We start from the raw sequence: 21,257 nt of genomic DNA on the forward strand, positions 1-21,257 counted from the left end.
CCCGGGACAGGCGCCGCTCAGCCCCGGTCCAGGAGCAGCAGCGCCACATCGTCGGTCAGTTCACCGCCGTTGAGGTCCCGTGCCTCGGTGACCGCGGCCTCCAGGAGGTCCTCGCCGCCGAGTCCGGCCGCGAGCTGACGGTTGATCATCTCGACCATTCCGTCCTGCCCGAGCCGCTGCTTCGAGCCCGGCGGGCCGACGCGGCCCTCGATCAGGCCGTCCGTGTACATCATCAGGCTCCAGGAGCCGCCCAGTTCGACCTGGCGGCGCGGCCAGCGGGCGCGCGGCAGCAGGCCGAGTGCGGGCCCCCCGTCCTCGTACGGGAGAAGCTGTGCGGCCCGGCCCTGGCGGGCGATCAGCGGGGACGGGTGACCGGCCAGGCACAGACCGGCCCGCCGTCCGTCCGGCGCGATGTCGACCGTGCAGAGTGTCGCGAAGATCTCCTCGCTCTCCCGCTCGTGCTCCAGGACCTGCTGGAGCGTGGAGAGCAGCTCGTCGCCGCACAGTCCCGCGAAGGTCAGGGCCCGCCAGGCGATGCGCAGTTCCACACCGAGCGCGGCCTCGTCCGGGCCGTGGCCGCAGACGTCGCCGATCATCGCGTGGACCGTGCCGTCGGAGGTGCGGACCGTGTCGTAGAAGTCCCCGCCGAGCAGGGCGCGCGAGCGCCCCGGCCGGTAACGGGAGGCGAAACGCAGGTTCGATCCCTCCAGCAGCGGGGTGGGCAGCAGGCCGCGCTCCAGACGGGCGTTCTCCTGGGCGCGCAGCCGTGACTCGGCCAGCTTGTGCTGCGCGGTGTCGGCGCGCTTGCGCTCGACGGCGTACCGGATGGCGCGGCTGAGCTGGCGGCCGTCGAGTTCGTCGCGGAAGAGGTAGTCCTGGGCGCCGACACGCACCGCTTCGGCGGCCCGCTCGGCGTCGGCCTCGGCGGTCAGCGCCAGAACGGGGTGCCGGGGCGCGAGGCGCAGCACGTGCCGCAGCGTCGCCAGCTCGTCCCCGTCCTCGCCGGCGGGTCCCGGCAGGGCCAGGTCGAGCAGGATGCAGTGCACGTCGTCCGTGAGCAGCCGCTCGGCCTCGGTGAGGTTGCGGGCGGTGCGGATACGGACCCGGGTGCCGGCGGCGTCGAGCAGCGACGGGACGGTGAAGGTCCCCGCCGGGTCACCCTCGATCACCAGCAGGGTCAGGTCGTTGCTGGGCGCGGACGCGACGGCGGCGGGGGAGGCGGGGGCTGTCGGAGCCGCCGGGGCTTTCGGAGCCGCCGGGGCCGCGCGGCCCGCGGCTGCCGGTGCTGCGACGGCTGCCGCGGTCTCCGGGCTGCTCCCGGCGTGCTGCTGCCTCGGCAGGACGGCCTGACCGTGCTCCACGGCCGGGTTCTCACGCTGCCGCGGTACGGGTACGGGCATCGGTCTCGGTTTCCTTCCCTCCCCCCGAGGGTGCGGCGGCACGCCGATCGACGTTCCGCCAAACGGGGACCATAGCGTCACCGGGCACCGCAACGGAATGCCGTGCGGAAGACCGCCGGCGTCACATGCCGTCTCCCGCAACGCATCCGGCGGGGTCGGCGGGGTGCGGGGTCATGACGAACATCACGCCCCGCCGCCCCCGCGCCCCGCCCGTTCGGCCGCCCCTGCGCCCCGCCCGTTCGGCCGCCGCTACTTGTCCGGACGTACGACGCCCAGGATCGGCATCGAACCGGCCCCGGCGACCGTCACGTCCCGGCCGGGACGCGGCGCGTGCACCATCGTGCCGTCGCCCAGGTACATCCCGATGTGGCTGGCGTCGTCGAAGTAGACGATCAGGTCGCCGGGCCGCATGTCCTTCACGTCGACGCGCGGCAGCTGCCTCCACTGCTCCTGCGACGTGCGCGGTATGGCACGGCCCCCCGCGCGCCACGCCTGCGCCGTCAGCCCCGAGCAGTCGAAGGAGCCCGGCCCCTCGGCTCCCCAGACGTACGGCTTGCCGATCTGCGCCATCGCGTACGCGACAGCCGCCTCGCCGTCCCGCGTCGCCTCGCCGCCCCGCGCCGCCGTGTCACCGGTGGCCTTGAGGGCGCCGGAGTCCAGCCAGGCGGTCTGCGCCGCGCGCTGCGCCTCCTGCTCCATCCTGAGGAGCCGTGCCCGCTCCTCCTTCTCCAGCGTCGCTTCCAGCTTCTCGGCGGCGGAGATCTGCTTCTTGATCTCCTTCTTCGCCGCTTCCTTCTTCTTGCGGTGGGACTCCAGCTTCTTCCACTGGGAGGTCGCGTCCTGGGTGTACGCCTCCAAGTCGTCCTGGGCCCGCGACAGTTCGGCGATGAGGGACTTGGCCGCCTGCTGGCCCTCCAGGATCCGGCTCGCCCCGTCCAGGAAGTGCTGAGGGTCGTTGCTGAGCATCAGGTGGGCCTCGGGCGGCAGGCCGCCGCTGCGGTACCGGGCGCTGGCCTCGGCCCCCACCCGCTTCTTCAGCCTCTCGATGTGCTTCTCGCCCTTGACGATCTCCTCGGCCAGTTCCTCGACCTCGGACGACTGCTTCTCGGCGCGTTCCTCGGCGAGGTTGTACGCGTCCGTGGCGGCCGCGGCCTTGCGGTAGAGGGCGTCGATCTCGCCGCGCACCTCCTGGAGGCGCTGCTCGCTCCTCGGCGGCCTGGGGTCCGCGTACGCCTGTCCGGGCAAGGCCGGCACGGCCAAGGCGCAGACCAGCACGATCGCGCTCGCGGCGCTGCGACGTCGGTTCACGAGCTCCCCCCGGATCCCAGATCCCAGATCACACATCCACATGTGATTTACCGTCAGTAACTTAGGTCTCAATGCCGCGATGCTGCCATGTCGTCCGTCAAAACGACAGGGGTCCCCGCCCACAGGTTTCTGACGAACGGCCGACGGGCCGTGTTCCCCTCCGGCAGTCACTCGTCCGAGAAGATCCGGACCGGTTTCAGGCGGTGCGGGGCTGGAGAGCGGCCCAGTCCACCGTGACTTCGCCCTGCCGCCACCGCCGTTCCCCGTCCGCCAGCGGCCAGTCGGCCGAGAGGTCGCGCACGGCCTTGATCCAGCGCTGCCGGGCGCCGAGCGAGGCGTACGGAGCGGCCGCCGCCCACGCCCGGTCGAAGTCCCGCAGGAAGGCGTGCACCGGCTCGCCCGGCACATTGCGGTGGATGAGCGCCTTCGGCAGCCGCTCCGCGAGGTCCGACGGCCGGTCCAGCGACCCGAGCCGGGTCGCGAAGGTGACCGTCCGCGGCCCCCCGGCCCCGAGCGCGACCCACACGTGCCGCCGCCCGATCTCGTCGCACGTCCCCTCGACCAGCAGCCCGCCGGGCGCCAGCCGCCCGCACAGCCGCGCCCAGACGGCGGCGACCTCCCCCTCGTCGTACTGGCGCAGCACGTTCGCCGCCCGGATGAGGGCGGGGCGGCGGCCACCGGGCAGCGGCACCTCGAAGCCGCCGTGCCGGAAGGCGAGGCCGTCGCGCTCGTACGGCTTCGCGGCGGCGACCCGGGCCGGCTCGATCTCGATGCCCACGACCTCGGCGGCGGGCACGGCGGTGCGCAGCCGGCCGAGCAGCTCGACGGCGGTCCAGGGCGCGGCCCCGTATCCGAGGTCGACCGCGACGGGATCGTGGCTGCGGCGCAGCTCGGGGCCGTGCACGGCGGCGATCCAGCGGTCCATGCGGCGCAGGCGGTTCGGGTTGGTCGTCCCGCGGGTCACGGCGCCGACAGGGCGCGAGGGGGAAGTACGGGAGGCCATGAAGCGAGGGTAAGCGAGGGAAAACGCCCGTCCGGACCCGTAAAGGTCGAGGTGGATTGAGTAATGATTTGGCAAAGCGGAAATTGGAAGGAGGCATTCCGATGTTTGCGCTCAACGGAGGGCCTCACACCCTCTCTCCGTCATGCCCGAGCGAGGAGGACCGTCGACGTGAGCCAGTACGTCTCCCGACTCGCCGGCACACTGGCGACACCGCCCCGCCTGAGGCTGCCCGGCGGCCACCACCGCAAGCCGCGCCGCATCGCCATGCTCAGCGTCCACACCTCCCCGCTGCACCAGCCGGGAACGGGCGACGCGGGCGGCATGAACGTCTACATCGTCGAGCTCGCCAAGCGCCTGGCCGCGATCAACATCGAGGTCGAGATCTTCACCCGGGCGACCACGGGCGGCCTGCCCCCGAGCGTCGAGCTCGCGCCCGGCGTGCTGGTGCGCCACGTCGACGCGGGACCGTACGAGGGCCTCGCCAAGGAGGAGCTGCCCGCGCAGCTCTGCGCCTTCACGCACGGCGTGATGCAGGCCTGGGCCGGCCAGCGCCCCGGCTACTACGACCTCGTCCACTCCCACTACTGGCTCTCGGGGCACGTCGGCTGGCTCGCCGCCGAGCGCTGGGGCGTCCCCCTCGTGCACGCCATGCACACCATGGCCAAGGTCAAGAACGCCGCGCTCGCGGAGGGCGACACGCCCGAGCCGGCCGCGCGCGTCATCGGCGAGACGCAGATCGTGCGCGCCGCGGACCGCCTCATCGCGAACACCGCGGAGGAGGCCGACGAACTGGCCCGCTTCTACGAGGCCGACCCCGGCAAGGTCGCCGTCGTACACCCCGGCGTGAACCTGGAACGCTTCCGTCCGGCCGACGGCCGGGCAGCGGCCCGCGACCGCCTGGACCTGCCCCAGGACGCGGTCGTCGCGCTCTTCGCCGGCCGCATCCAGCCGCTCAAGGCCCCGGACATCCTGCTGCGCGCGGTCGCGGTGCTCCTCGACGAGGACCCGTCGCTGCGCTCGAAGCTCGTCGTGCCGGTCGTCGGCGGTCCCAGCGGCAGCGGCCTCGCCAAGCCCGAGGGCCTCCAGAAGCTCGCCGCCCGCCTCGGCATCGCCGACGTCGTACGCTTCCGCCCGCCCGTCGGCCAGGACCGCCTCGCGGACTGGTTCAGGGCGGCATCCGTCCTGGTCATGCCCTCGTACAGCGAATCCTTCGGCCTGGTCGCGATAGAGGCCGAGGCGTCCGGCACACCGGTCGTGGCGGCGGCGGTGGGCGGTCTGCCCGTCGCCGTACGGGACGGGCAGACCGGCATCCTCGTCGAGGGCCACGATCCGGCCGGATACGCCCGCGCGCTGCGCCGCTTCATCGACGAGCCCGGCCTGGTGGACCGGATGGGCACGGCGGCCGCCCGCCACGCGCAGTCCTTCGGCTGGGACACCGCCGCGTCCGCCACGGCCGACGTGTACACGGCCGCGATGCACGAACACCGCCGTCGCGTACGCTCGCACCATGGCTGACGCACGGCAGACCGCCGCCGAGACGCTCGAACGGACGCTGAAGGACGCGGACCTGGAGTGGGAGAGCCCCGAGCCCGGCTCGTACGTGGTCACCCTCCCCGGCACGCGCAAGCTGTCCACCACCTGCTCCCTGATCGTCGGCAGGCACTCCCTCTCGATCAACGCCTTCGTGATCCGTCACCCCGACGAGAACGACGCGGCGGTGCACCGCTGGCTGCTGGAGCGCAACCTGCGCCTGTACGGGGTGAGTTACGCGATCGACTCCCTCGGCGACATCTACCTGGCCGGGAAGCTCCCGCTCTCCGCGGTGACCCCCGACGAGCTGGACCGCCTGCTGGGGAGCGTCCTGGAAGCGGCCGACGGCAGCTTCAACACCCTGCTGGAGCTGGGTTTCGCGAGCGCGATCCGCAGGGAGTACGCGTGGCGGGTGTCGCGCGGCGAGTCGACCAGGAACCTGGACGCGTTCACGCACTTGACCCGGCCCGCGGCCGACTGATCCCGACCGTCCCCGGCCGTCCCCGACCGGCTTCGGCGGACCGCCGAAGGCCCCGCGCACGGCGCGACAGTTGACAGGGGCATGCGCTGAGAACAAATATGCCTCTTGCCGCTGGGGCCGCAGTGTCCCGGCGTGCGCCTCTGTGCCTTCCTCGACCATTCGCCCGGTGCGGCGTCGCTCTTCTCTCTTCCCGGCAGTTCCCGCTGCCTCGAGCGCTCGGCCGGGCGTTGTGAAGCCATGATTGGATTCCGCATGTCCATAGCGAGTCGTGTCACCCTGTGGCGCCTGGCGGGGGTGGGCGCAGCAACTCTCGCCCTGTCCACGGCAGTCGTCGCCTCCGCCCACGCGACCGGTTCCCCCGGCGGCAACGGGTGGGACAACGGTCCCCAGGCCGCGTACAAGCCGGGCACGGGCGCAGGGGTGAAGACCGCGACCGACCGCTGCGAGTTCTCTCTCGACGGGCAGGCGTGGAACGCCTCTGTCCGGGTCGACGACCTCAACCTCAAGCCGTCCGACGACGGCAAGGTGCACGTGAAGGTCCGGGCCGCCGCGGACGCGGCGTCGTGCACGGCCTCCCTCGCCTCCTACCGTACGCACGGCGCGACGTGGCAGACCTCCGGTGAGCAGGTCTTCCACGACTTCGACACCGTGAACGTCAAGGACGGCGCGGTCGACACGCTCGACATCGCGGTGCCGGACGTGGGCTGTTTCGCCCAGGTCGACCTCTACCGCGGCAGCGTCAAGTACGACGGCAGGACCGACGCGAACGACGGCTTCGAGCACGGGGACCTGCCGGTCGGCCCCAGCCGTCCGGTCATCAAGGACAAGCTGATCGCGGCCTGGAACGGCGGCACGAAGGACTGCACCAAGCAGGAGGTCCCGGCCCCCGGGACCCCGTCCGCGACCCCGTCCGCGACTCCCTCCGACACCCCGTCGCAGACCCCTTCGGAGACTCCGGCCGAGACGGAGACCGCCCCCGCGACGGAGACGCCCGCGGCGTCCGAGCCGGCGACGCCCACGGAGGCCGGGACCGCCCCCGCCAGTGAATCCGCGACGGCCTCCCCTTCGGACGCGCCGTCCGAGTCGGCCCCCGCGAACCCGGGATCCGACGACTCCACCGGCCCGCTGGCCGAGACCGGCAGCAGCAACGTCGGCGTCACCGTCGCCGGTGCGGCCGCCCTGCTCGCCGCCGGCGGCGGAGTCCTCTTCGCCGTGCGGCGCCGTCAGGCAACGCGTCGCGGCTGACAGCTGACAGCAGTTCACCTGCCGGAAGGGGTACGGCGGATCGCCCGCCGTACCCCTTCCGCGTACCCGCACGCACTGAACGCGCCCCCTTCCCCGCGTTCGGCCTCCCCCATCCGACCCTGCTCGCAGGCGCGTTACTCGCCCCTCACCCCCGGGTGCCGGCCCCGGGCTTCGCCGCCTGCTCCCGCGTACCGGCGGCGGAGGCAGCCACCACCGCTTCCACGACCGCCGCTTCCACGACCGCCGCTTCCGCCACCGCTGTCTCCACGACCGCCGCTTCCACCACCGCTCCCTCCGCCTTCACATCCGCCGGAAGGCTCCGCATCAGCAGCCAGTACCCGGCCGCCGCCACCGTCCCCAGCACCGCGCAGGCCCCCCACAGCCACTCCGCCCCGTACCGGTCGATCAGGAAGCCGGACATCAGCGGGGCGACCAGCGCCGCCGCCGCCCACGACATCGTGTAGATGCCCTGGTAGCGGCCGCGCCCGTGCACCGGCGACAGGCGCACCACCAGGCTCGTCTGGGTCGGTGAGTTCACGATCTCCGCCAGCGTCCAGACGCACACGGTCAGCGCGTAGACGGCGATCGACCCGGCGAAAGCGGTGAGCCCGAAGCCGTACCCCGCGAGCAGCGACGAGACGATCAGCAGCCGACGCGGATCCCGGTGCTCGATGAACCTGGTCACCGGTATCTGCAGGGCCACGATCAGCACACCGTTGACCGCGATCGCCATGCCGAAGTCGGCGCTGGTGAAGCCGTCCGTGCCCATCGCCACCGGCAGGCCGACGTACCCCTGCTGGAAGATCAGCGCGATGACGAACGACAGCCCGACCACGCCCATGAAACGCCTGTCGCGCAGTACGGTCCCCAGCCCGACGTCCGGCTCGGCCGGCCTGCCCGCCGCGTCCATCACCCGTGCCGGCCTGGACTCGGGCAGTTTCACGAAGATCAGCACCGCGCACACCAGCGTCATCGCGGCCTCGCCGAGGAAACCCGCCAGATAGCTGTACTCGGCGATGAACCCGGCCCCCGCCGAGGAGATCGCGAACCCGAGATTGATCGCCCAGTAGTTCAGGGAGAAGGCGCGCACCCGGTCCTCGGGCTTCACGATGTCCGCCATCATCGCCTGCACCGCCGGGCGCGACGCGTTGCTCGTCATGCCGACGAGGAAGGCGACGGCCGCGATCGCCACCGGGTGCTCCATGAAGCCGAGCAGCGCCACCGAGAAGGCGGTCGACGTCTGCGCGACCAGCAGGGTGGGACGCCGGCCGAGCCGGTCGGTCATCACGCCCGCGCCGAGGGAGGAGACGACGCCGCCGAGCCCGTGCAGCGAGGCCACGAGTCCGGCGTACGACGCCGAGTAGCCGCGGTCCAGGGTCAGATACAGCGCCATGAAGGTCGCGACGAAGGCCCCGAGCCGGTTGACGAGGGTGCTCGTCCACAGCCACCAGAACTCCTTGGGAAGCCCGGCGACGCTCTCGCGCGCGGCCCGTCCCAAGCTCTTCACGGACATGGTGGCCATCGGGCTTCCCCCCAGGGATGTAAGCGGCTCAGCGAATAATCGCAACTTACAAGTGCCCTGCTCCGGGGTGCCAGTCAATTGACGGCAGGCGTCAATCGTGGCGCGTGGATTAGGCTCGGGCGCATGGCCGAAGCACCGTACAAGCTGATCCTCCTCCGCCACGGCGAGAGCGAATGGAACGCGAAGAACCTGTTCACCGGATGGGTGGACGTCAACCTCACCGAGAAGGGCGAGAAGGAGGCGGTACGCGGCGGTGAGCTGCTCGTGGACGCCGGCCTGCTGCCCGACGTCCTGCACACCTCGCTCCAGAAGCGCGCGATCCGCACCGCCCAGCTGGCGCTGGAGTCCGCGGACCGTCACTGGATCCCCGTCCACCGCTCCTGGCGTCTGAACGAGCGCCACTACGGCGCCCTCCAGGGCAAGGACAAGGCGCAGACCCTCGCCGAGTTCGGCGAGGAGCAGTTCATGCTCTGGCGCCGCTCGTACGACACCCCGCCGCCGGTCCTGGAGGACGGCGCGCCGTTCTCCCAGTCGGACGACCCGCGCTACGCGACGATCCCCGGCGAGCTGCGCCCGCGCACCGAGTGCCTCAAGGACGTCGTCGAGCGCATGCTGCCGTACTGGTACGACGGCATCGTCCCGGACCTCCTCGCGGGCCGCACCGTCCTGGTCGCCGCCCACGGCAACTCGCTGCGCGGTCTGGTGAAGCACCTCGACGGCATCTCCGACGCGGACATCACCGGACTGAACATCCCCACCGGCATCCCGCTCTACTACGAGCTCGACGCCGACTTCCGCCCGGTCACCAAGGGCGGCACGTACCTCGACCCGGAGGCCGCGAAGGCCGCCATCGAAGCCGTGAAGAACCAGGGCAAGAAGAAGTAACACCTACGGATCGAGCCCCCTGCCGCGGATGTCCCGCGTCGGGGGGCTCGGTGCTGCGTGACGCGGCGTGAAGGTTTCCTGCGGTCCGAGAAGTACGCGAAGAGGCGAGAGCACAGTATGAGCGACACCCTGCTGACCACACTGGCCACTGCCATGGCGCAGCTGGTCACGGCCATCGACATGACGGACCAGGACGAAATCGATCCGGACCTGGCCACGACCTGGTTCGAAGACGTCGCCTACAACCTCGGCAGGCTCTCCACCGAGGACCGTCGCCAACTCGCGGCGCTCTTCAGGGAAGCGGCCATGGAGGAGACGCGGCCCGAGTTCCGGGAGGCGATGCTGGAGGTGCCGGAGAACTTCGGCCTCGAGGACGACGAGGACGACGAACGGGACGAGCGCGACGAGCGCGACGAGGACGGCCGGTACGGCCGGTACGACGAAGGCGGCCGGGTGTAGGTCCGGTTACGGGACCGTACAGACCCGTACAGACCCGTGCAGACCCGTGCGAACAGAAAGGGCCCCGTCCTCACCGGACGGGGCCCTTTCCGCGAGCACTGGCAACACCGGCAGTGCCGACCGCACTAACCGCTGCAGCCGCCGCACTGGCACGGCGCGCCCGACTGGCAGCCGCAGCCGCAGCCGGAGCCACAGCCGCAGGCGCCGAGGACGGGCAGCGCGGGCAGGCGGACCGCCTCGGCCGGTGCGTCCTGCGGGGAACGGGATATAGGGGAATCGGCCATGGGGATCCTCCTCGAAGAGGCACGCGGCGTACTCCTGCTGCTGCCCATTGGATGCCCACGGGGGCGGGCGCATCAACGGCGCACACGCGCAATTCCCGGGCTTACTCGCCCTGCGGGGGCGTGGCGGCCGCCGCCTGGATCTCGTCCGCGTGCTCACCCGTCACCAGGTACACCACGCGCTTCGCCACCGAGACCGCGTGGTCGGCGAAACGCTCGTAGTAACGGCCCAGCAGCGTGACGTCGACCGCCGTCTCGATGCCGTGCTTCCAGCGGTCGTCCATCAGGTGCTGGAACAGCGTGCGGTGCAGCAGGTCCATCTCGTCGTCGTCGTGCTCCAGCTGGAGCGCGAGGTCGACGTCCTTCGTGGTGATGACCTCCGCCGCCTTCGCCATCAGGCGCTGCGCGAGCTGGCCCATCTCCAGGATGGTCGCGTGCAGGTCGTGCGGTACGGCCGAGGCCGGGAAGCGCAGCCGGGCGAGCTTCGCCACGTGCTGGGCCAGGTCGCCCGAACGCTCCAGGTCGGCGCTCATCCGCAGCGAGGTGACGACGATCCGCAGGTCCGTCGCGACGGGCTGCTGGCGGGCCAGCAGGGCTATCGCGCGCGCCTCCAGGTCGTGCTGGAGGTCGTCGACCTTCTGGTCGGCGGCGATCACGCTCTCGGCGAGCTTCAGGTCCGCGTCGAGCATGGCCGTGGTGGCCCGCCCGATCGCCGACCCGACGAGCCGGGCCATCTCGACCAGGGCTTCGCCGATCGAGTCAAGTTCCTCGTGGTACGCGTCGCGCATGAAAGTCCCTCTCTTGTCCTTCTGAGGTCAACCTCTGAACCCCACGCTCCCACGTTCTGTCCGTTACGCGTCCGCTTCCGGCATCCCAAGTGAACCAACTCCGTCACCTCGGTGAACTCTGGGCGACGAGTGTTCGAGCGGCCACCCTTTTGGCTGGGGCGGTGTCATCGCCCCGGCATAACCTGGGTGCATGGACGTGAACGCGGCAGTCGCCGCAGCAGCAGCGATAGCCGGTCTGTGCACCGGCGTGGTCGCCGTGCTGACGTTCCGCTGGAGCGAGCGCGAGCAGTCGAGGCCCACCCGGTCCTCGCTGCGCCCCGACATCAACGCGGTGCTGCCGCCGGGCGTCGACACCGTGCTGTCCGTGCTCCGCTCCTCCGCCGTCGTACTGGACGAGAGCGACAGCGTCGTCAAGGCCAGCTCGGCGGCGTACGCCCTCGGGCTCGTCCGGGGCGGAAAGCTCGCTGTGGACCCCATGCTCCACATGGCCCGCGACACCCGCAGGGACGGCGAGATACGCCAGGTCGAGCTGGACCTCCCCCGTCGCGGCACGGGCCGCGGCGAGGCCCTCGCCGTGTCCGCCCGCGTCGCCCCGCTGGGCTCGCGCCTCGTCCTGCTCCTGGTGGAGGACCTCACCGAGGCCCGCCGCATCGAAGCGGTACGGCGCGACTTCGTCGCGAATGTCAGCCATGAGCTCAAGACTCCTACCGGCGCGCTCTCGCTGCTCTCCGAAGCCGTCATGGACGCCTCCGACGACCCCGAGGCGGTCACCCGCTTCGCGGGCCGCATGCAGATCGAGGCGACCCGCCTCACCAATCTGGTCCAGGAGCTCATCGACCTCTCCCGCGTCCAGAACGACGACCCGCTGGAGGACGCCGAGCCGGTCCGCGTGGACGAACTGGTCGCCGAGGCCATGGACCGCAGCCGCCACGCCGCGTCCACCAAGAACATCACGATGGCCGCCGGCGGCACCTCGGGCCTGTACGTCTGGGGCAACCGCGGCCAGCTCGCCGCCGCACTCGGCAACCTCGTCGAGAACGCCGTCAACTACAGCCCGGCCCGCACCCGCGTCGGCATCGCCGGCCGCCGGATCTCCGCGCCCGGCGCCGGGGGCGCCTCCCAGGCTTTCGGCTCCGGGGGACTGATCGAGATAGCCGTCACCGACCAGGGCATCGGCATCTCCGAGAAGGACCGCGACCGGATCTTCGAGCGCTTCTACCGCGTGGACCCGGCCCGCTCCAGGGCCACCGGCGGCACCGGCCTGGGTCTCGCCATCGTCAAGCACGTGGCCGCCTCGCACGGCGGGGAGGTCACGGTGTGGAGCTCTGAGGGACAGGGCTCCACCTTCACCCTGCGGCTGCCCGAAGCAGCCGCGCCGCGCGACCGGTCACCGGTCGCCGCCCCGGACGCCCCGGACATCCCGGACGACGACGTCGACGAGTCCGCAGACGACGAAGTCGGCCCGCACAAGACCACTGATCGCGAACCCATTCCTGCCCCGGAGGTCCTTCCGTGACCCGAGTGCTCGTCGTCGAGGATGAGGAATCCTTCAGCGACGTCCTGTCCTACATGCTCCGCAAGGAGGGCTTCGAGGTCGCCATCGCGACCACCGGCCCCGACGGGCTCGACGAGTTCGAGCGCAACGGCGCCGACCTCGTCCTGCTGGACCTGATGCTCCCCGGCCTGCCCGGCACCGAGGTCTGCCGCCAGCTGCGCAGCCGTTCCAACGTCCCGGTCATCATGGTGACCGCCAAGGACAGCGAGATCGACAAGGTCGTGGGCCTGGAGATAGGAGCCGACGACTACGTCACGAAGCCCTTCTCCTCGCGCGAGCTGGTCGCCCGCATCCGCGCGGTCCTGCGCCGCAGGGGAGAGCCGGAGGAAGTCACCCCGGCGGCCCTGGAGGCCGGTCCGGTCCGCATGGACGTCGACCGTCACGTGGTCACGGTCGGCGGCGGCAAGGTCGACCTCCCGCTGAAGGAGTTCGACCTCCTGGAGATGCTGCTCCGCAACGCGGGCCGGGTCCTCACCCGCATGCAGCTGATCGACCGGGTGTGGGGCGCCGACTACGTGGGCGACACCAAGACCCTCGACGTCCACGTGAAGCGGCTGCGGGCCAAGATCGAGCCCGACCCGGGAGCGCCGCGCTACCTGGTGACGGTCCGCGGCCTGGGGTACAAGTTCGAGCCGTAGACCGAGACAGACGCCGTGGACCGGGACGCGGCGGACCGGGAAGCCGCGGACCGGGACCGTCCACGCACAGGGGCGCCCCGCCGGTACGAACCGGCGGGGCGCCCCTGTGCGTGCTGTCCGCTGTGGCCGTACGGGCCTCAGTGCTCCGCGCCGTGCTCCTCGGCGTCGTCGTCCGCGGCCTCCCCGGAGGAGCCGTTCTGCGGCGTCGACGACGCCGTGGCGCCCGCGGCACCGCCTGCCGTCCCCGGAGTGCCCGAGGGGCTCGCGGTCGCGGTGGTGACCGGCGGCTTCGGGAGCTCGCTCGGGCCGAAGTCCTTGAAGTAGTGCGTCGCCGGGAACACCAGCGCCTGCAGTTCCACCGCACCGGTCTCGCTGAGCTCGAAGACCACCGGCTGCGTGCCGCCGTTCTCCACGGCCTCGCGGCCGTTCTCGATCACGGCGGAGGCGTTGCCCTCGCCGCCCAGGACGAGCGACCCGCCGGCGGGCACGGACACCGGGCCCGCACCCTTGGCCGGCTTGAGCTTCACCTCGCCGCTCGCGCCGGGCAGCTTGACCGATTCGAGCGTCTCGGCCTTGGCGCCGTTGTTGAACAGCGTCGCGGTGACGACCGCGGGCCCCTCGGCGTCGGGCTTCGGCTGGGTGACGATCGCCGCGTTCTGGATCTTGATGTCGTCGACGGCGGTCGCGGCGTTGTCCGGCCTGATCTGCAGCGACTGCGCGTCGTTGCCCGCTCCGCAGGCGGCGAGCGAAGCGATCGAGAACACGATGGCGGTGGCGGCGAGGGCACCGCGTCGAAGGCTGCGGCTCACGGGGGCGGCATCTCCTGTCAGAGGACGGACGTACGGGCGGACCCATCAGGTGCGAGCGACGTGAAGCCGCCCCAAGGGTGTGTCGGCGCGCTTAGGTTACCGAGCCGTCGACCGGCCCTCGCACCCGACCCGCCCCACCCCGCCCGCCCGTACCGGCCCGTACCGGACCGGCGGCCTGTTCCGTACGCCGTTCACATATCCGGGGAGCGGCGGGAGCGCGCCCCGAGTGCGGATTATCTGTAAGGAATGCGGGGAGGCCCCGGAATTGATCACAGCCGCACGTGATCAATTCCGGATTCGGGCCGAACGGGTGACCGGGCGCCGAACGGAGTACACCAAGTTCACCGCCCGGAAACCGGCAAAACGGGACGTTCGGCCTCTTCGGCGGGTCCCGTGATGTGTGTAACGTACGCGTTTCTCTCCGCCCGCACAGCCGCTCCGACCTGCGAATACCCGCTTCCGGAAGGCCCGCGCAGCACGTTCCTGTCGCTGTTGTCAAGCCCCGAGATATGCCCTGACCTGCGGAAACGCCATTCAGAAGAAGCCGTTTCCGTGTTACTCTGGATAGCCACGGAAGGGGTACCTGTCACATGACGTTCAAGGTTGGCGACACCGTGGTCTATCCCCATCACGGGGCCGCGCTGATCGAGGCTATCGAAACTCGCCAGATCAAAGGCGTGGACAAGACCTACTTGGTGCTCAAGGTCGCCCAGGGTGACTTGACTGTTCGTGTGCCTGCGGACAATGCGGAGTTCGTCGGTGTACGCGACGTAGTCGGTCAGGAAGGTCTCGACCGGGTCTTCGAGGTGCTCCGCGCACCGTATGCAGAAGAGCCGACGAACTGGTCCCGACGCTACAAGGCAAATCTCGAGAAGCTCGCCTCCGGTGATGTCATCAAGGTCGCTGAGGTAGTACGCGACCTGTGGCGCCGTGAGCGTGAGCGCGGTCTCTCCGCAGGTGAGAAGCGCATGCTCGCCAAGGCGCGCCAGATTCTGGTGAGCGAGCTCGCGCTCGCGGAGAACACGAATGAAGACAAGGCCGAGGCTCTGCTCGACGAGGTCCTCGCGTCCTGACTCCGGGTCGCAGGGGCTCCTTCCCTGATACCCAGCAACGATGCCGTGGTGCCCGCTGACAAGGCCGTCCAGCCCTTGTCGCCGGGCGCTGCGGCATGTCTCGTTCCCGTGCGCCCCTGAATCGGACCGTCCCTGGTGCTCCGGCCTGCCGGACCCGGCAGCCGGCTCGACCAGTCGTCACGGAAGGGGCCGGTCGAGGCGTCGTGCCCGGCACTCCCCCAGCCTTCGGCCGGGGGCACCCCCAGGCCATACCCACGTAGGCCGCGGACACAAACCTGGCGGACCCGAACCCGTTCCCGAAGCTGTCGGCCCCGGAGCTATCGATGACAGACGAATCGCGCCACACGTCCACTCCGCAGTCCACCCCGAGATCCACCCCGCGCACCGCCGCCGTGATCCCCGCGGCCGGCCGCGGCGTGCGGCTCGGCCCCGGCGCGCCCAAGGCACTCCGCGCGCTGAGCGGCACCCCCATGCTGATCCACGCGGTACGGGCCATGGCCAACTCCAGAGCCGTCTCGCTCGTCGTCGTGGTGGCCCCGCCGGACGGCGCCGCCGAGGTCAAGAACCTCCTCGCCGAGCACGCGCTGCCCGAGCGGACGGACTTCCTCGTCGTACCGGGCGGTGAGACGCGCCAGGAATCGGTGCGGCTCGGACTCGACGCCCTGCCCGACGACATCACCACCGTCCTCGTGCACGACGCGGCCCGCCCCCTCGTGCCCGTCGACACCGTCGACGCCGTCGTCGAGGCCGTACGGGACGGAGCGCCCGCCGTGGTGCCCGCGATGCCGCTCACCGACACCGTCAAGGAGGTCGAGCCCGGGGAGAAGGACGAGCCCGAACCGGTCGTCGCCACGCCCGAGCGGGCGCGGCTGCGCGCCGTGCAGACCCCGCAGGGCTTCGACCGCGCCACCCTCGTCCGCGCCCACGAGACGATCACGGCGAAGGGCGAAGGCGCGACGGACTGCGCCGGGATGGTCGAGCGGCTCGGCGTGCAGGTCGTGGTCGTACCCGGCCACGAAGAGGCGTTCAAGGTGACCCGGCCGCTGGACCTCGTCCTGGCCGAGGCGGTACTCGCCCGCAGGAGGGCAAACGATGGCTTCTGACACCCCCTCGCTCCCCCCGCTGCCGCTGGTCGGCATCGGAACCGACATCCACGCCTTCGAGGAGGGCCGCGAGCTGTGGTGCGGCGGCCTGCTCTGGGAGGGCGAGGGGCCCGGCCTGGCCGGCCACTCGGACGCCGACGTCGTCGCGCACGCCGCCTGCAACGCCCTCTTCTCCGCCGCCGGCCTCGGCGACCTCGGCGCGCACTTCGGCACCGGCCGCCCCGAGTGGTCCGGCGCGTCGGGCATCACGCTGCTCACCGAGGCCGCCCGGATCGTACGGTCCGAGGGCTTCGAGATCGGCAACGTCGCCGTCCAGGTCGTCGGCGTACGCCCGAAGATCGGCAAGCGGCGCGACGAGGCGCAGAAGGTGCTCTCGGCCGCGGCCGGCGCGCCGGTCTCGCTGTCGGCCGCGACGTCCGACGGGCTCGGCTTCACCGGCCGCGGCGAGGGCCTCGCGGCGATCGCCACGGCACTGGTCGTCCGCACGGCCTGAGCGGGGTCCGGGGCGGAGCCCCCACGCGGCGGAGCCGCACCACGGCACAGCGGGAAGAGGCGGGGCGGGGAAGGCTCCGCAGGAGCCGCTCGGCCGGTACGGGCGAAACGGCACGGAGGGCGCCGCCGCGCCGCGACCCTCCCGTACCGGAAAGGGTCGCTGGGCACTGCCGTCCGCCCACTACCCTGGTGGGGTGACTATTCGGCTGTACGACACCAGCGCCCGGCAGACTCGCGACTTCTCCCCGCTCACTCCGGGCTGCGTCTCGATCTACCTGTGTGGCGCTACCGTGCAGGCCGCCCCGCACATCGGGCACATCAGGTCGGGGCTCAACTTCGACATCATGCGCCGCTGGTTCACCTACCGGGGCTACGACGTGACGTTCATCCGCAACGTCACGGACATCGACGACAAGATCATCAAGAAGTCGGCCGACCAGGGCCGCCCCTGGTGGTCCATCGGGTACGAGAACGAGCGCGCCTTCAACGACGGCTACGCCGCCCTCGGCTGCCTCCCGCCCACCTACGAGCCCCGCGCCACCGGCCACGTCCCCGAGATGGTCGAGATGATGCGCGGCCTCATCGAGCGCGGGCACGCGTACGAGGCCGACGGGAACGTCTACTTCGACGTCCGCTCGTACCCCGGCTACCTGGCCCTCTCCAACCAGGAGCTGGACAACCTCCTCCAGCCCTCCGGCGAGGGCGAGACCGGCAAGCGCGACCCGCGCGACTTCGCCATGTGGAAGGCCGTGAAGCCCGGCGAGCCGAGCTGGGAGACCCCGTGGGGACGCGGGCGCCCCGGCTGGCACCTGGAGTGCTCCGCGATGGCCCACAAGTACCTGGGCTCCGCCTTCGACATCCACGGCGGCGGGATCGACCTGATCTTCCCGCACCACGAGAACGAGATCGCCCAGGCCAAGGCGTTCGGCGACGACTTCGCGACGTACTGGGTGCACAACCACTGGGTCACCATGGCCGGCGAGAAGATGTCGAAGTCGCTGGGCAACTCGGTCCTCGTCTCCGAGATGGTCAAGCAGTGGCGGCCCATCGTCCTGCGCTACTACCTCGGTACGCCGCACTACCGCTCCACCATCGAGTACAGCGAGGAGGCCCTGCGCGAGGCGGAGTCCGCCTTCTCGCGCATCGAGGGCTTCGTCCAGCGCGTCGTCGAGAAGGCCGGCGGCGACGTCGAGCCCGCGGCCGAGGTCCCGCCCGCCTTCGCCGAGGTGATGGACGACGACCTGGGCGTCCCGCAGGCGCTCGCGATCATCCACACCACCGTGCGCCAGGGCAATTCGGCGCTGGCCGCCGACGACAAGGACGAGGCCGTCGCGCGGCTGGCGGAGGTACGGGCGATGCTCGGCGTCCTCGGCCTCGACCCGCTCGCCGAGCAGTGGTCGGGCGGCGGCACGGAGCGCGGCGAAGACCTGCACGGGGTCGTCGACACGCTCGTACGCCTCGTACTGGACCAGCGCCAGTCGGCCCGCGACCGCAAGGACTGGGCCGCGGCCGACGCGATCCGCGACCAGCTCCAGCAGACCGGCCTCGTCATCGAGGACAGCCCGTCGGGCCCGCGATGGACCCTCGGTCCGCGCTGACCGGCACACTTTCCCTTATACGTACGCACGTCTGAAGCAACGGAACAGGTAACAGGTCATGGCCGGGAACAGCCAGCGCAGGAACCGCCGCACGTCCAACAAGAAGGGCGCTACGGTCGGCAGCGGTGGCCAGCGGCGCAAGGGCCTCGAGGGCAGGGGCCCGACGCCGCCCGCCGAGGCACGCAAGAAGCACAAGAAGAACCGCATCGCCACCGCCAAGGCCAAGCAGGCCGCGGTCCGCCGCCCGGCTCCGCGCCGCGGCGGCGTCAAGGGCACGTCCGAAATGGTCGTCGGCCGCAACCCGGTCTTCGAGGCGCTGCGCGACGGCGTCCCGGCGACCACGCTCTACGTCCAGCAGTACATCGACAACGACGAGCGGGTGCGCGAGGCGCTCCAGCTCGCGGGCGAGCGCGGCAACATCAACCTGATGGAGGCCCCGCGCCCGGAGCTCGACCGGATGACGAACGGCCTGAACCACCAGGGCCTCGTCCTCCAGGTCCCGCCGTACGAGTACGCGCACCCGGACGACCTCACCTCGGCGGCGTACGACAAGCACGAGGACCCGCTGATCGTCGCGCTCGACGGCGTGACCGACCCGCGCAACCTCGGCGCGATCGTCCGCTCCGTCTCCGCGTTCGGCGGCCACGGCGTGGTCGTGCCGGAGCGCCGCGCGGCGGGCATGACGGCCGGTGCGTGGAAGTCCTCCGCCGGTACGGCGGCCCGCACGCCGGTCTCCCGCGTCACCAACCTGACGCGCGCCCTGGAGGGCTACCAGAAGGCCGGCCTCACGGTCGTGGGCCTGGCGGCCGACGGCGAGCACACGGTCCAGGACCTGGAGCAGCTGGGCGGCCCGGTCGTCATCGTCATCGGCAGCGAGGGCAAGGGCCTGGGCCGCCTCGTCGGCGAGACCTGCGACTACCTGGTCCGCATCCCGATGCCGGGCGGCGCTGAGTCGCTGAACGCCGGTGTCGCGGCGGGTATCGTCCTCTGGGAGGCGGCGCAGCGCAGGCGCTGATCCGGCGCCGGGCGTGCCCGGGTGCGGCTCCGGCCGGCTCTGCGCCGACGGACGGCGTCCGTCGCGGGCGGCCGAAGCCCGCGGAGCGGTGCGGGGGCGGCAGACAGGGACGCCGCTGAGCGCCGGTGTCGCGGCGGGCACCGTGCTCCGGGAGACGGGCGGCGCAGCGCAGGCGCCGGTCCGGCGCCGGCCCACCTGGGACCGCTGGAGCGAGAACGGGTGTTTTGCCCGGTAAGGGTGGCTTGACGGGTCTCGGACAGATCGAGAGCGTCAAGGCAGTGTCCTAAACGCCCATCACTCGGTTAGATGAGTGTGGACACCAGAACACCCGGGACCGACGATCAGCCCGTCCTGAGCATGGTCAAGGTGCCCTGCGACCCAGCGCAGGTCACCGCCAACCACGCCGTTTTCCGCGTGCAGTTCGCCCCGGCCCAGAGCAGGCGGCCCGTTCCGCCGTACGCGGGAGCGGGCGGTGTGGGCGCCGGCCTGGGGGACACGGGGCGGTTCCCGGCCGGGAACATCAAGGCCGTGGTGCGGCGCCGGGCGCCCGTCGTCTGGAGCGGCAAGTCCGAGCCGGGGGACCCCGGCGCCACCGGACTGCTCCAGGCCGTACGCAACTCCTCGGTCGGCGGCGAGCGCCTCGACAGCGGCGCCACGCAGGTCATTTCCCGGATCTCCGTCGGCGACGCGGGCGAGAGCGCAGAGGACACGGCGGCGCTCCCCACCGTCATCGGGCCGCGCAGCCCCGAGCCGCCCAGGACGCAGATGCTGCCCCGGACGAGGCCGGCCGTCGGCGCCTACGACGACCCCGGCCCGGACACCGGAGGCACCTACCCGGACGACCGGTTCGACGAGTACGGCGACTCCGGCGAGGACGGGGCGTACGGCGAGGACAGCGCGCGCGGCCGGGCCGCCGAGGCGACCGCCGTCCGGCACGGCTACTACCCCGGCCGGCGGATGAACCTCGGTGTGGTGCTGCTGCCGCTGAGGGTGTTCCTCGGCTTCATCTCCATCTACGCCGGCATGGGCAAGCTCTGCGACCCCGTCTACTTCGACGGCGGCGAGCGCGGCTCGATGGTCAAGTGGCTCAACTCGCTGCACCCCTGGACCCTCGCCGAACCGCTGCGCGACTTCGCGCTCACCCACCCCGTGGGCGCGGGCCTGACCGTCGCGTTCCTCCAGGTCGTCGTCGGCGTGCTGACGGTGCTGGGGCTGTGGCAGCGGGTCGCCGCCTGCTTCGGGACGCTGCTCTCCGTCGCGCTGCTCGTCACGGTGAGCTGGAAGACCGTACCGGCGTACGACGCGCCCGACATCATCTACCTCGCCGCCTGGTCCCCGCTGATCATCGCGGGCGCGCCCGTCTACTCCATCGACGGCCGCCTCGCCGGCGAAGCCTGGCGCAAGCTCGGGCCGCGCTCCGAACTGTGGGAGCTGCGGCGGCGCGTACTGCGGCGCGGCGCCCTCGTCGCCTCCCTGGTGGTCGGACTGACGCTGCTCGTCGGCTCGATGCTGGGCGGGGCCGTACGTTCCTCGGACATGGTGACCGTGCCCGGCCCGAACGACGACCCGACCAACTACCTGCCGGGAGCCCCGCTCCCCCGGGAGACCGGCAGCGGCAAGGCCCGTTCCTCGCAGCCGCCGGCGAGCCGCAAGCCCGTCCCCTCCGCCAGCAGCTCCGCCGCCCCTTCGGCCGGGGTCACGACCCCGGGCGCGGTCCGCGAGACCGTCACGGCCGGTACGGCCGGCGCGGGCGCCCAGCAGCCGAGCCGGACGCAGGGCAGCACGGCGGGCCAGGCCCCGCCCCAGCAGCAGCCCGCACCGCCGCAGGCGCCCGCCACCAGCGCCGGACCGACGTCCAGCGGCGCGGGCAGCGGCGGGACCACCAGCGGCTCCGCCACCGGCGGCTCCACCCCGGGCGGGAGCACCACCGGAGGCTCCACCACGGGCGGCTCCACCACGGGCGGCGGCGGGAGCAGCGGCAGTGGCGGAAGCGGCGGCAACGAGGGCAGAGTGATCGGCGGCCTGCTCGGCTAGGCCGCCACGTACGGCAACTACGGCACGTACGGCAGGTA

At 71.8% G+C, this 21,257-nt stretch carries 20 protein-coding genes; 13 read left to right on the forward strand and 7 right to left on the reverse strand.

Annotation, left to right across the window (positions count from 1 at the left end; all coding sequences use genetic code 11):
* Positions 1–17: 17 nt before the first annotated feature.
* From ACWDZ4_RS24550 to ACWDZ4_RS24560, 3 genes are all read right to left on the reverse strand, one after another.
* Entirely contained in the window at positions 18–1,400 is a 1,383-nt protein-coding gene (locus tag ACWDZ4_RS24550; protein ID WP_451510542.1) for a PP2C family protein-serine/threonine phosphatase, read from the reverse strand.
* A 249-nt stretch (positions 1,401–1,649) separates the two neighbouring features.
* Complete coding sequence (locus tag ACWDZ4_RS24555) at positions 1,650–2,708, reverse strand: NlpC/P60 family protein (RefSeq protein ID WP_451510543.1); 1,059 nt, start codon at positions 2,706–2,708, stop codon at positions 1,650–1,652.
* A gap of 196 nt (positions 2,709–2,904) precedes the next feature.
* Positions 2,905–3,711, reverse strand: coding sequence for a class I SAM-dependent methyltransferase (locus ACWDZ4_RS24560; protein ID WP_451510544.1), 807 nt, complete (start codon positions 3,709–3,711; stop codon positions 2,905–2,907).
* A 168-nt stretch (positions 3,712–3,879) separates the two neighbouring features.
* Between ACWDZ4_RS24560 and mshA the strand changes: the two genes are divergently transcribed.
* From mshA to ACWDZ4_RS24575, 3 genes are all read left to right on the forward strand, one after another.
* A complete protein-coding gene (gene mshA, locus ACWDZ4_RS24565; protein WP_451510545.1) occupies positions 3,880–5,226 on the forward strand; it encodes a D-inositol-3-phosphate glycosyltransferase in 1,347 nt (448 codons plus the stop codon).
* Positions 5,219–5,722, forward strand: coding sequence for a YbjN domain-containing protein (locus tag ACWDZ4_RS24570; RefSeq protein ID WP_451510546.1), 504 nt, complete (start codon positions 5,219–5,221; stop codon positions 5,720–5,722). Before mshA ends, ACWDZ4_RS24570 begins: the two co-directional genes overlap by 8 nt.
* A gap of 252 nt (positions 5,723–5,974) precedes the next feature.
* Positions 5,975–6,967 carry an LAETG motif-containing sortase-dependent surface protein gene (locus ACWDZ4_RS24575; RefSeq protein ID WP_451510547.1) on the forward strand — a complete coding sequence of 331 codons (993 nt, stop codon included), beginning with the start codon at positions 5,975–5,977 and terminating at the stop codon, positions 6,965–6,967.
* Between the two features lie 145 nt (positions 6,968–7,112).
* Here the strand turns inward: ACWDZ4_RS24575 and ACWDZ4_RS24580 are convergent, their stop codons facing one another.
* Positions 7,113–8,480, reverse strand: coding sequence for an MDR family MFS transporter (locus ACWDZ4_RS24580; protein ID WP_451510589.1), 1,368 nt, complete (start codon positions 8,478–8,480; stop codon positions 7,113–7,115).
* Between the two features lie 132 nt (positions 8,481–8,612).
* On the opposite strand from ACWDZ4_RS24580, the gene ACWDZ4_RS24585 reads away from it, so the two are divergent.
* Together ACWDZ4_RS24585 and ACWDZ4_RS24590 are read left to right on the forward strand one after the other, a co-directional pair.
* Positions 8,613–9,374 carry a phosphoglyceromutase gene (locus ACWDZ4_RS24585; protein WP_451510548.1) on the forward strand — a complete coding sequence of 254 codons (762 nt, stop codon included), beginning with the start codon at positions 8,613–8,615 and terminating at the stop codon, positions 9,372–9,374.
* 117 nt (positions 9,375–9,491) lie between these two features.
* Positions 9,492–9,833 (forward strand): hypothetical protein, encoded by a 342-nt coding sequence (locus ACWDZ4_RS24590; protein ID WP_451510549.1) that lies wholly within the window; start codon positions 9,492–9,494, stop codon positions 9,831–9,833.
* A gap of 125 nt (positions 9,834–9,958) precedes the next feature.
* On the opposite strand, the gene ACWDZ4_RS24595 is transcribed toward ACWDZ4_RS24590, so the two are convergent.
* Both ACWDZ4_RS24595 and phoU read right to left on the reverse strand, forming a co-directional pair.
* The gene (locus tag ACWDZ4_RS24595) at positions 9,959–10,117 is read right to left on the reverse strand and encodes a hypothetical protein (RefSeq protein WP_451510550.1); all 159 of its coding nucleotides are present in this window, start codon (positions 10,115–10,117) and stop codon (positions 9,959–9,961) included.
* 101 nt (positions 10,118–10,218) lie between these two features.
* Entirely contained in the window at positions 10,219–10,902 is a 684-nt protein-coding gene (gene phoU / locus ACWDZ4_RS24600; protein ID WP_344497861.1) for a phosphate signaling complex protein PhoU, read from the reverse strand.
* Positions 10,903–11,092: 190 nt separating this feature from the next.
* Here phoU and ACWDZ4_RS24605 point away from each other — a divergent pair, with 190 nt between their 5' ends.
* Both ACWDZ4_RS24605 and ACWDZ4_RS24610 read left to right on the forward strand, forming a co-directional pair.
* Entirely contained in the window at positions 11,093–12,418 is a 1,326-nt protein-coding gene (locus ACWDZ4_RS24605; protein WP_451510551.1) for a sensor histidine kinase, read from the forward strand.
* A complete protein-coding gene (locus ACWDZ4_RS24610) occupies positions 12,415–13,095 on the forward strand; it encodes a response regulator transcription factor (RefSeq protein ID WP_344497859.1) in 681 nt (226 codons plus the stop codon). The genes ACWDZ4_RS24605 and ACWDZ4_RS24610 overlap by 4 nt, the downstream gene beginning before the upstream one ends.
* Positions 13,096–13,232: 137 nt before the next feature.
* Here the strand turns inward: ACWDZ4_RS24610 and ACWDZ4_RS24615 are convergent, their stop codons facing one another.
* A complete protein-coding gene (locus tag ACWDZ4_RS24615; protein ID WP_451510552.1) occupies positions 13,233–13,904 on the reverse strand; it encodes a DUF461 domain-containing protein in 672 nt (223 codons plus the stop codon).
* 590 nt (positions 13,905–14,494) lie between these two features.
* Between ACWDZ4_RS24615 and ACWDZ4_RS24620 the strand changes: the two genes are divergently transcribed.
* The 6 genes from ACWDZ4_RS24620 to ACWDZ4_RS24645 all read left to right on the forward strand — a co-directional run bounded on the left by ACWDZ4_RS24620 (position 14,495) and on the right by ACWDZ4_RS24645 (position 21,219).
* A complete protein-coding gene (locus ACWDZ4_RS24620) occupies positions 14,495–14,977 on the forward strand; it encodes a CarD family transcriptional regulator (protein ID WP_006380568.1) in 483 nt (160 codons plus the stop codon).
* A gap of 323 nt (positions 14,978–15,300) precedes the next feature.
* Positions 15,301–16,080: a 2-C-methyl-D-erythritol 4-phosphate cytidylyltransferase gene (gene ispD / locus ACWDZ4_RS24625; RefSeq protein WP_451510553.1), complete on the forward strand. Its 780-nt coding sequence runs from the start codon at positions 15,301–15,303 to the stop codon at positions 16,078–16,080.
* A complete protein-coding gene (gene ispF / locus ACWDZ4_RS24630) occupies positions 16,070–16,573 on the forward strand; it encodes a 2-C-methyl-D-erythritol 2,4-cyclodiphosphate synthase (RefSeq protein ID WP_451510554.1) in 504 nt (167 codons plus the stop codon). The genes ispD and ispF overlap by 11 nt, the downstream gene beginning before the upstream one ends.
* A 193-nt stretch (positions 16,574–16,766) precedes the next feature.
* Positions 16,767–18,170, forward strand: a complete 1,404-nt coding sequence (cysS, locus tag ACWDZ4_RS24635; protein ID WP_451510555.1) for a cysteine--tRNA ligase — start codon at positions 16,767–16,769, stop codon at positions 18,168–18,170.
* 58 nt (positions 18,171–18,228) lie between these two features.
* Positions 18,229–19,185, forward strand: a complete 957-nt coding sequence (gene rlmB / locus ACWDZ4_RS24640; RefSeq protein WP_344497854.1) for a 23S rRNA (guanosine(2251)-2'-O)-methyltransferase RlmB — start codon at positions 18,229–18,231, stop codon at positions 19,183–19,185.
* A gap of 306 nt (positions 19,186–19,491) precedes the next feature.
* Positions 19,492–21,219, forward strand: coding sequence for a DoxX family membrane protein (locus tag ACWDZ4_RS24645; RefSeq protein WP_451510556.1), 1,728 nt, complete (start codon positions 19,492–19,494; stop codon positions 21,217–21,219).
* Positions 21,220–21,257 lie beyond the last annotated feature (38 nt).

This window comes from Streptomyces sp. NPDC003016 (assembly GCF_053591455.1).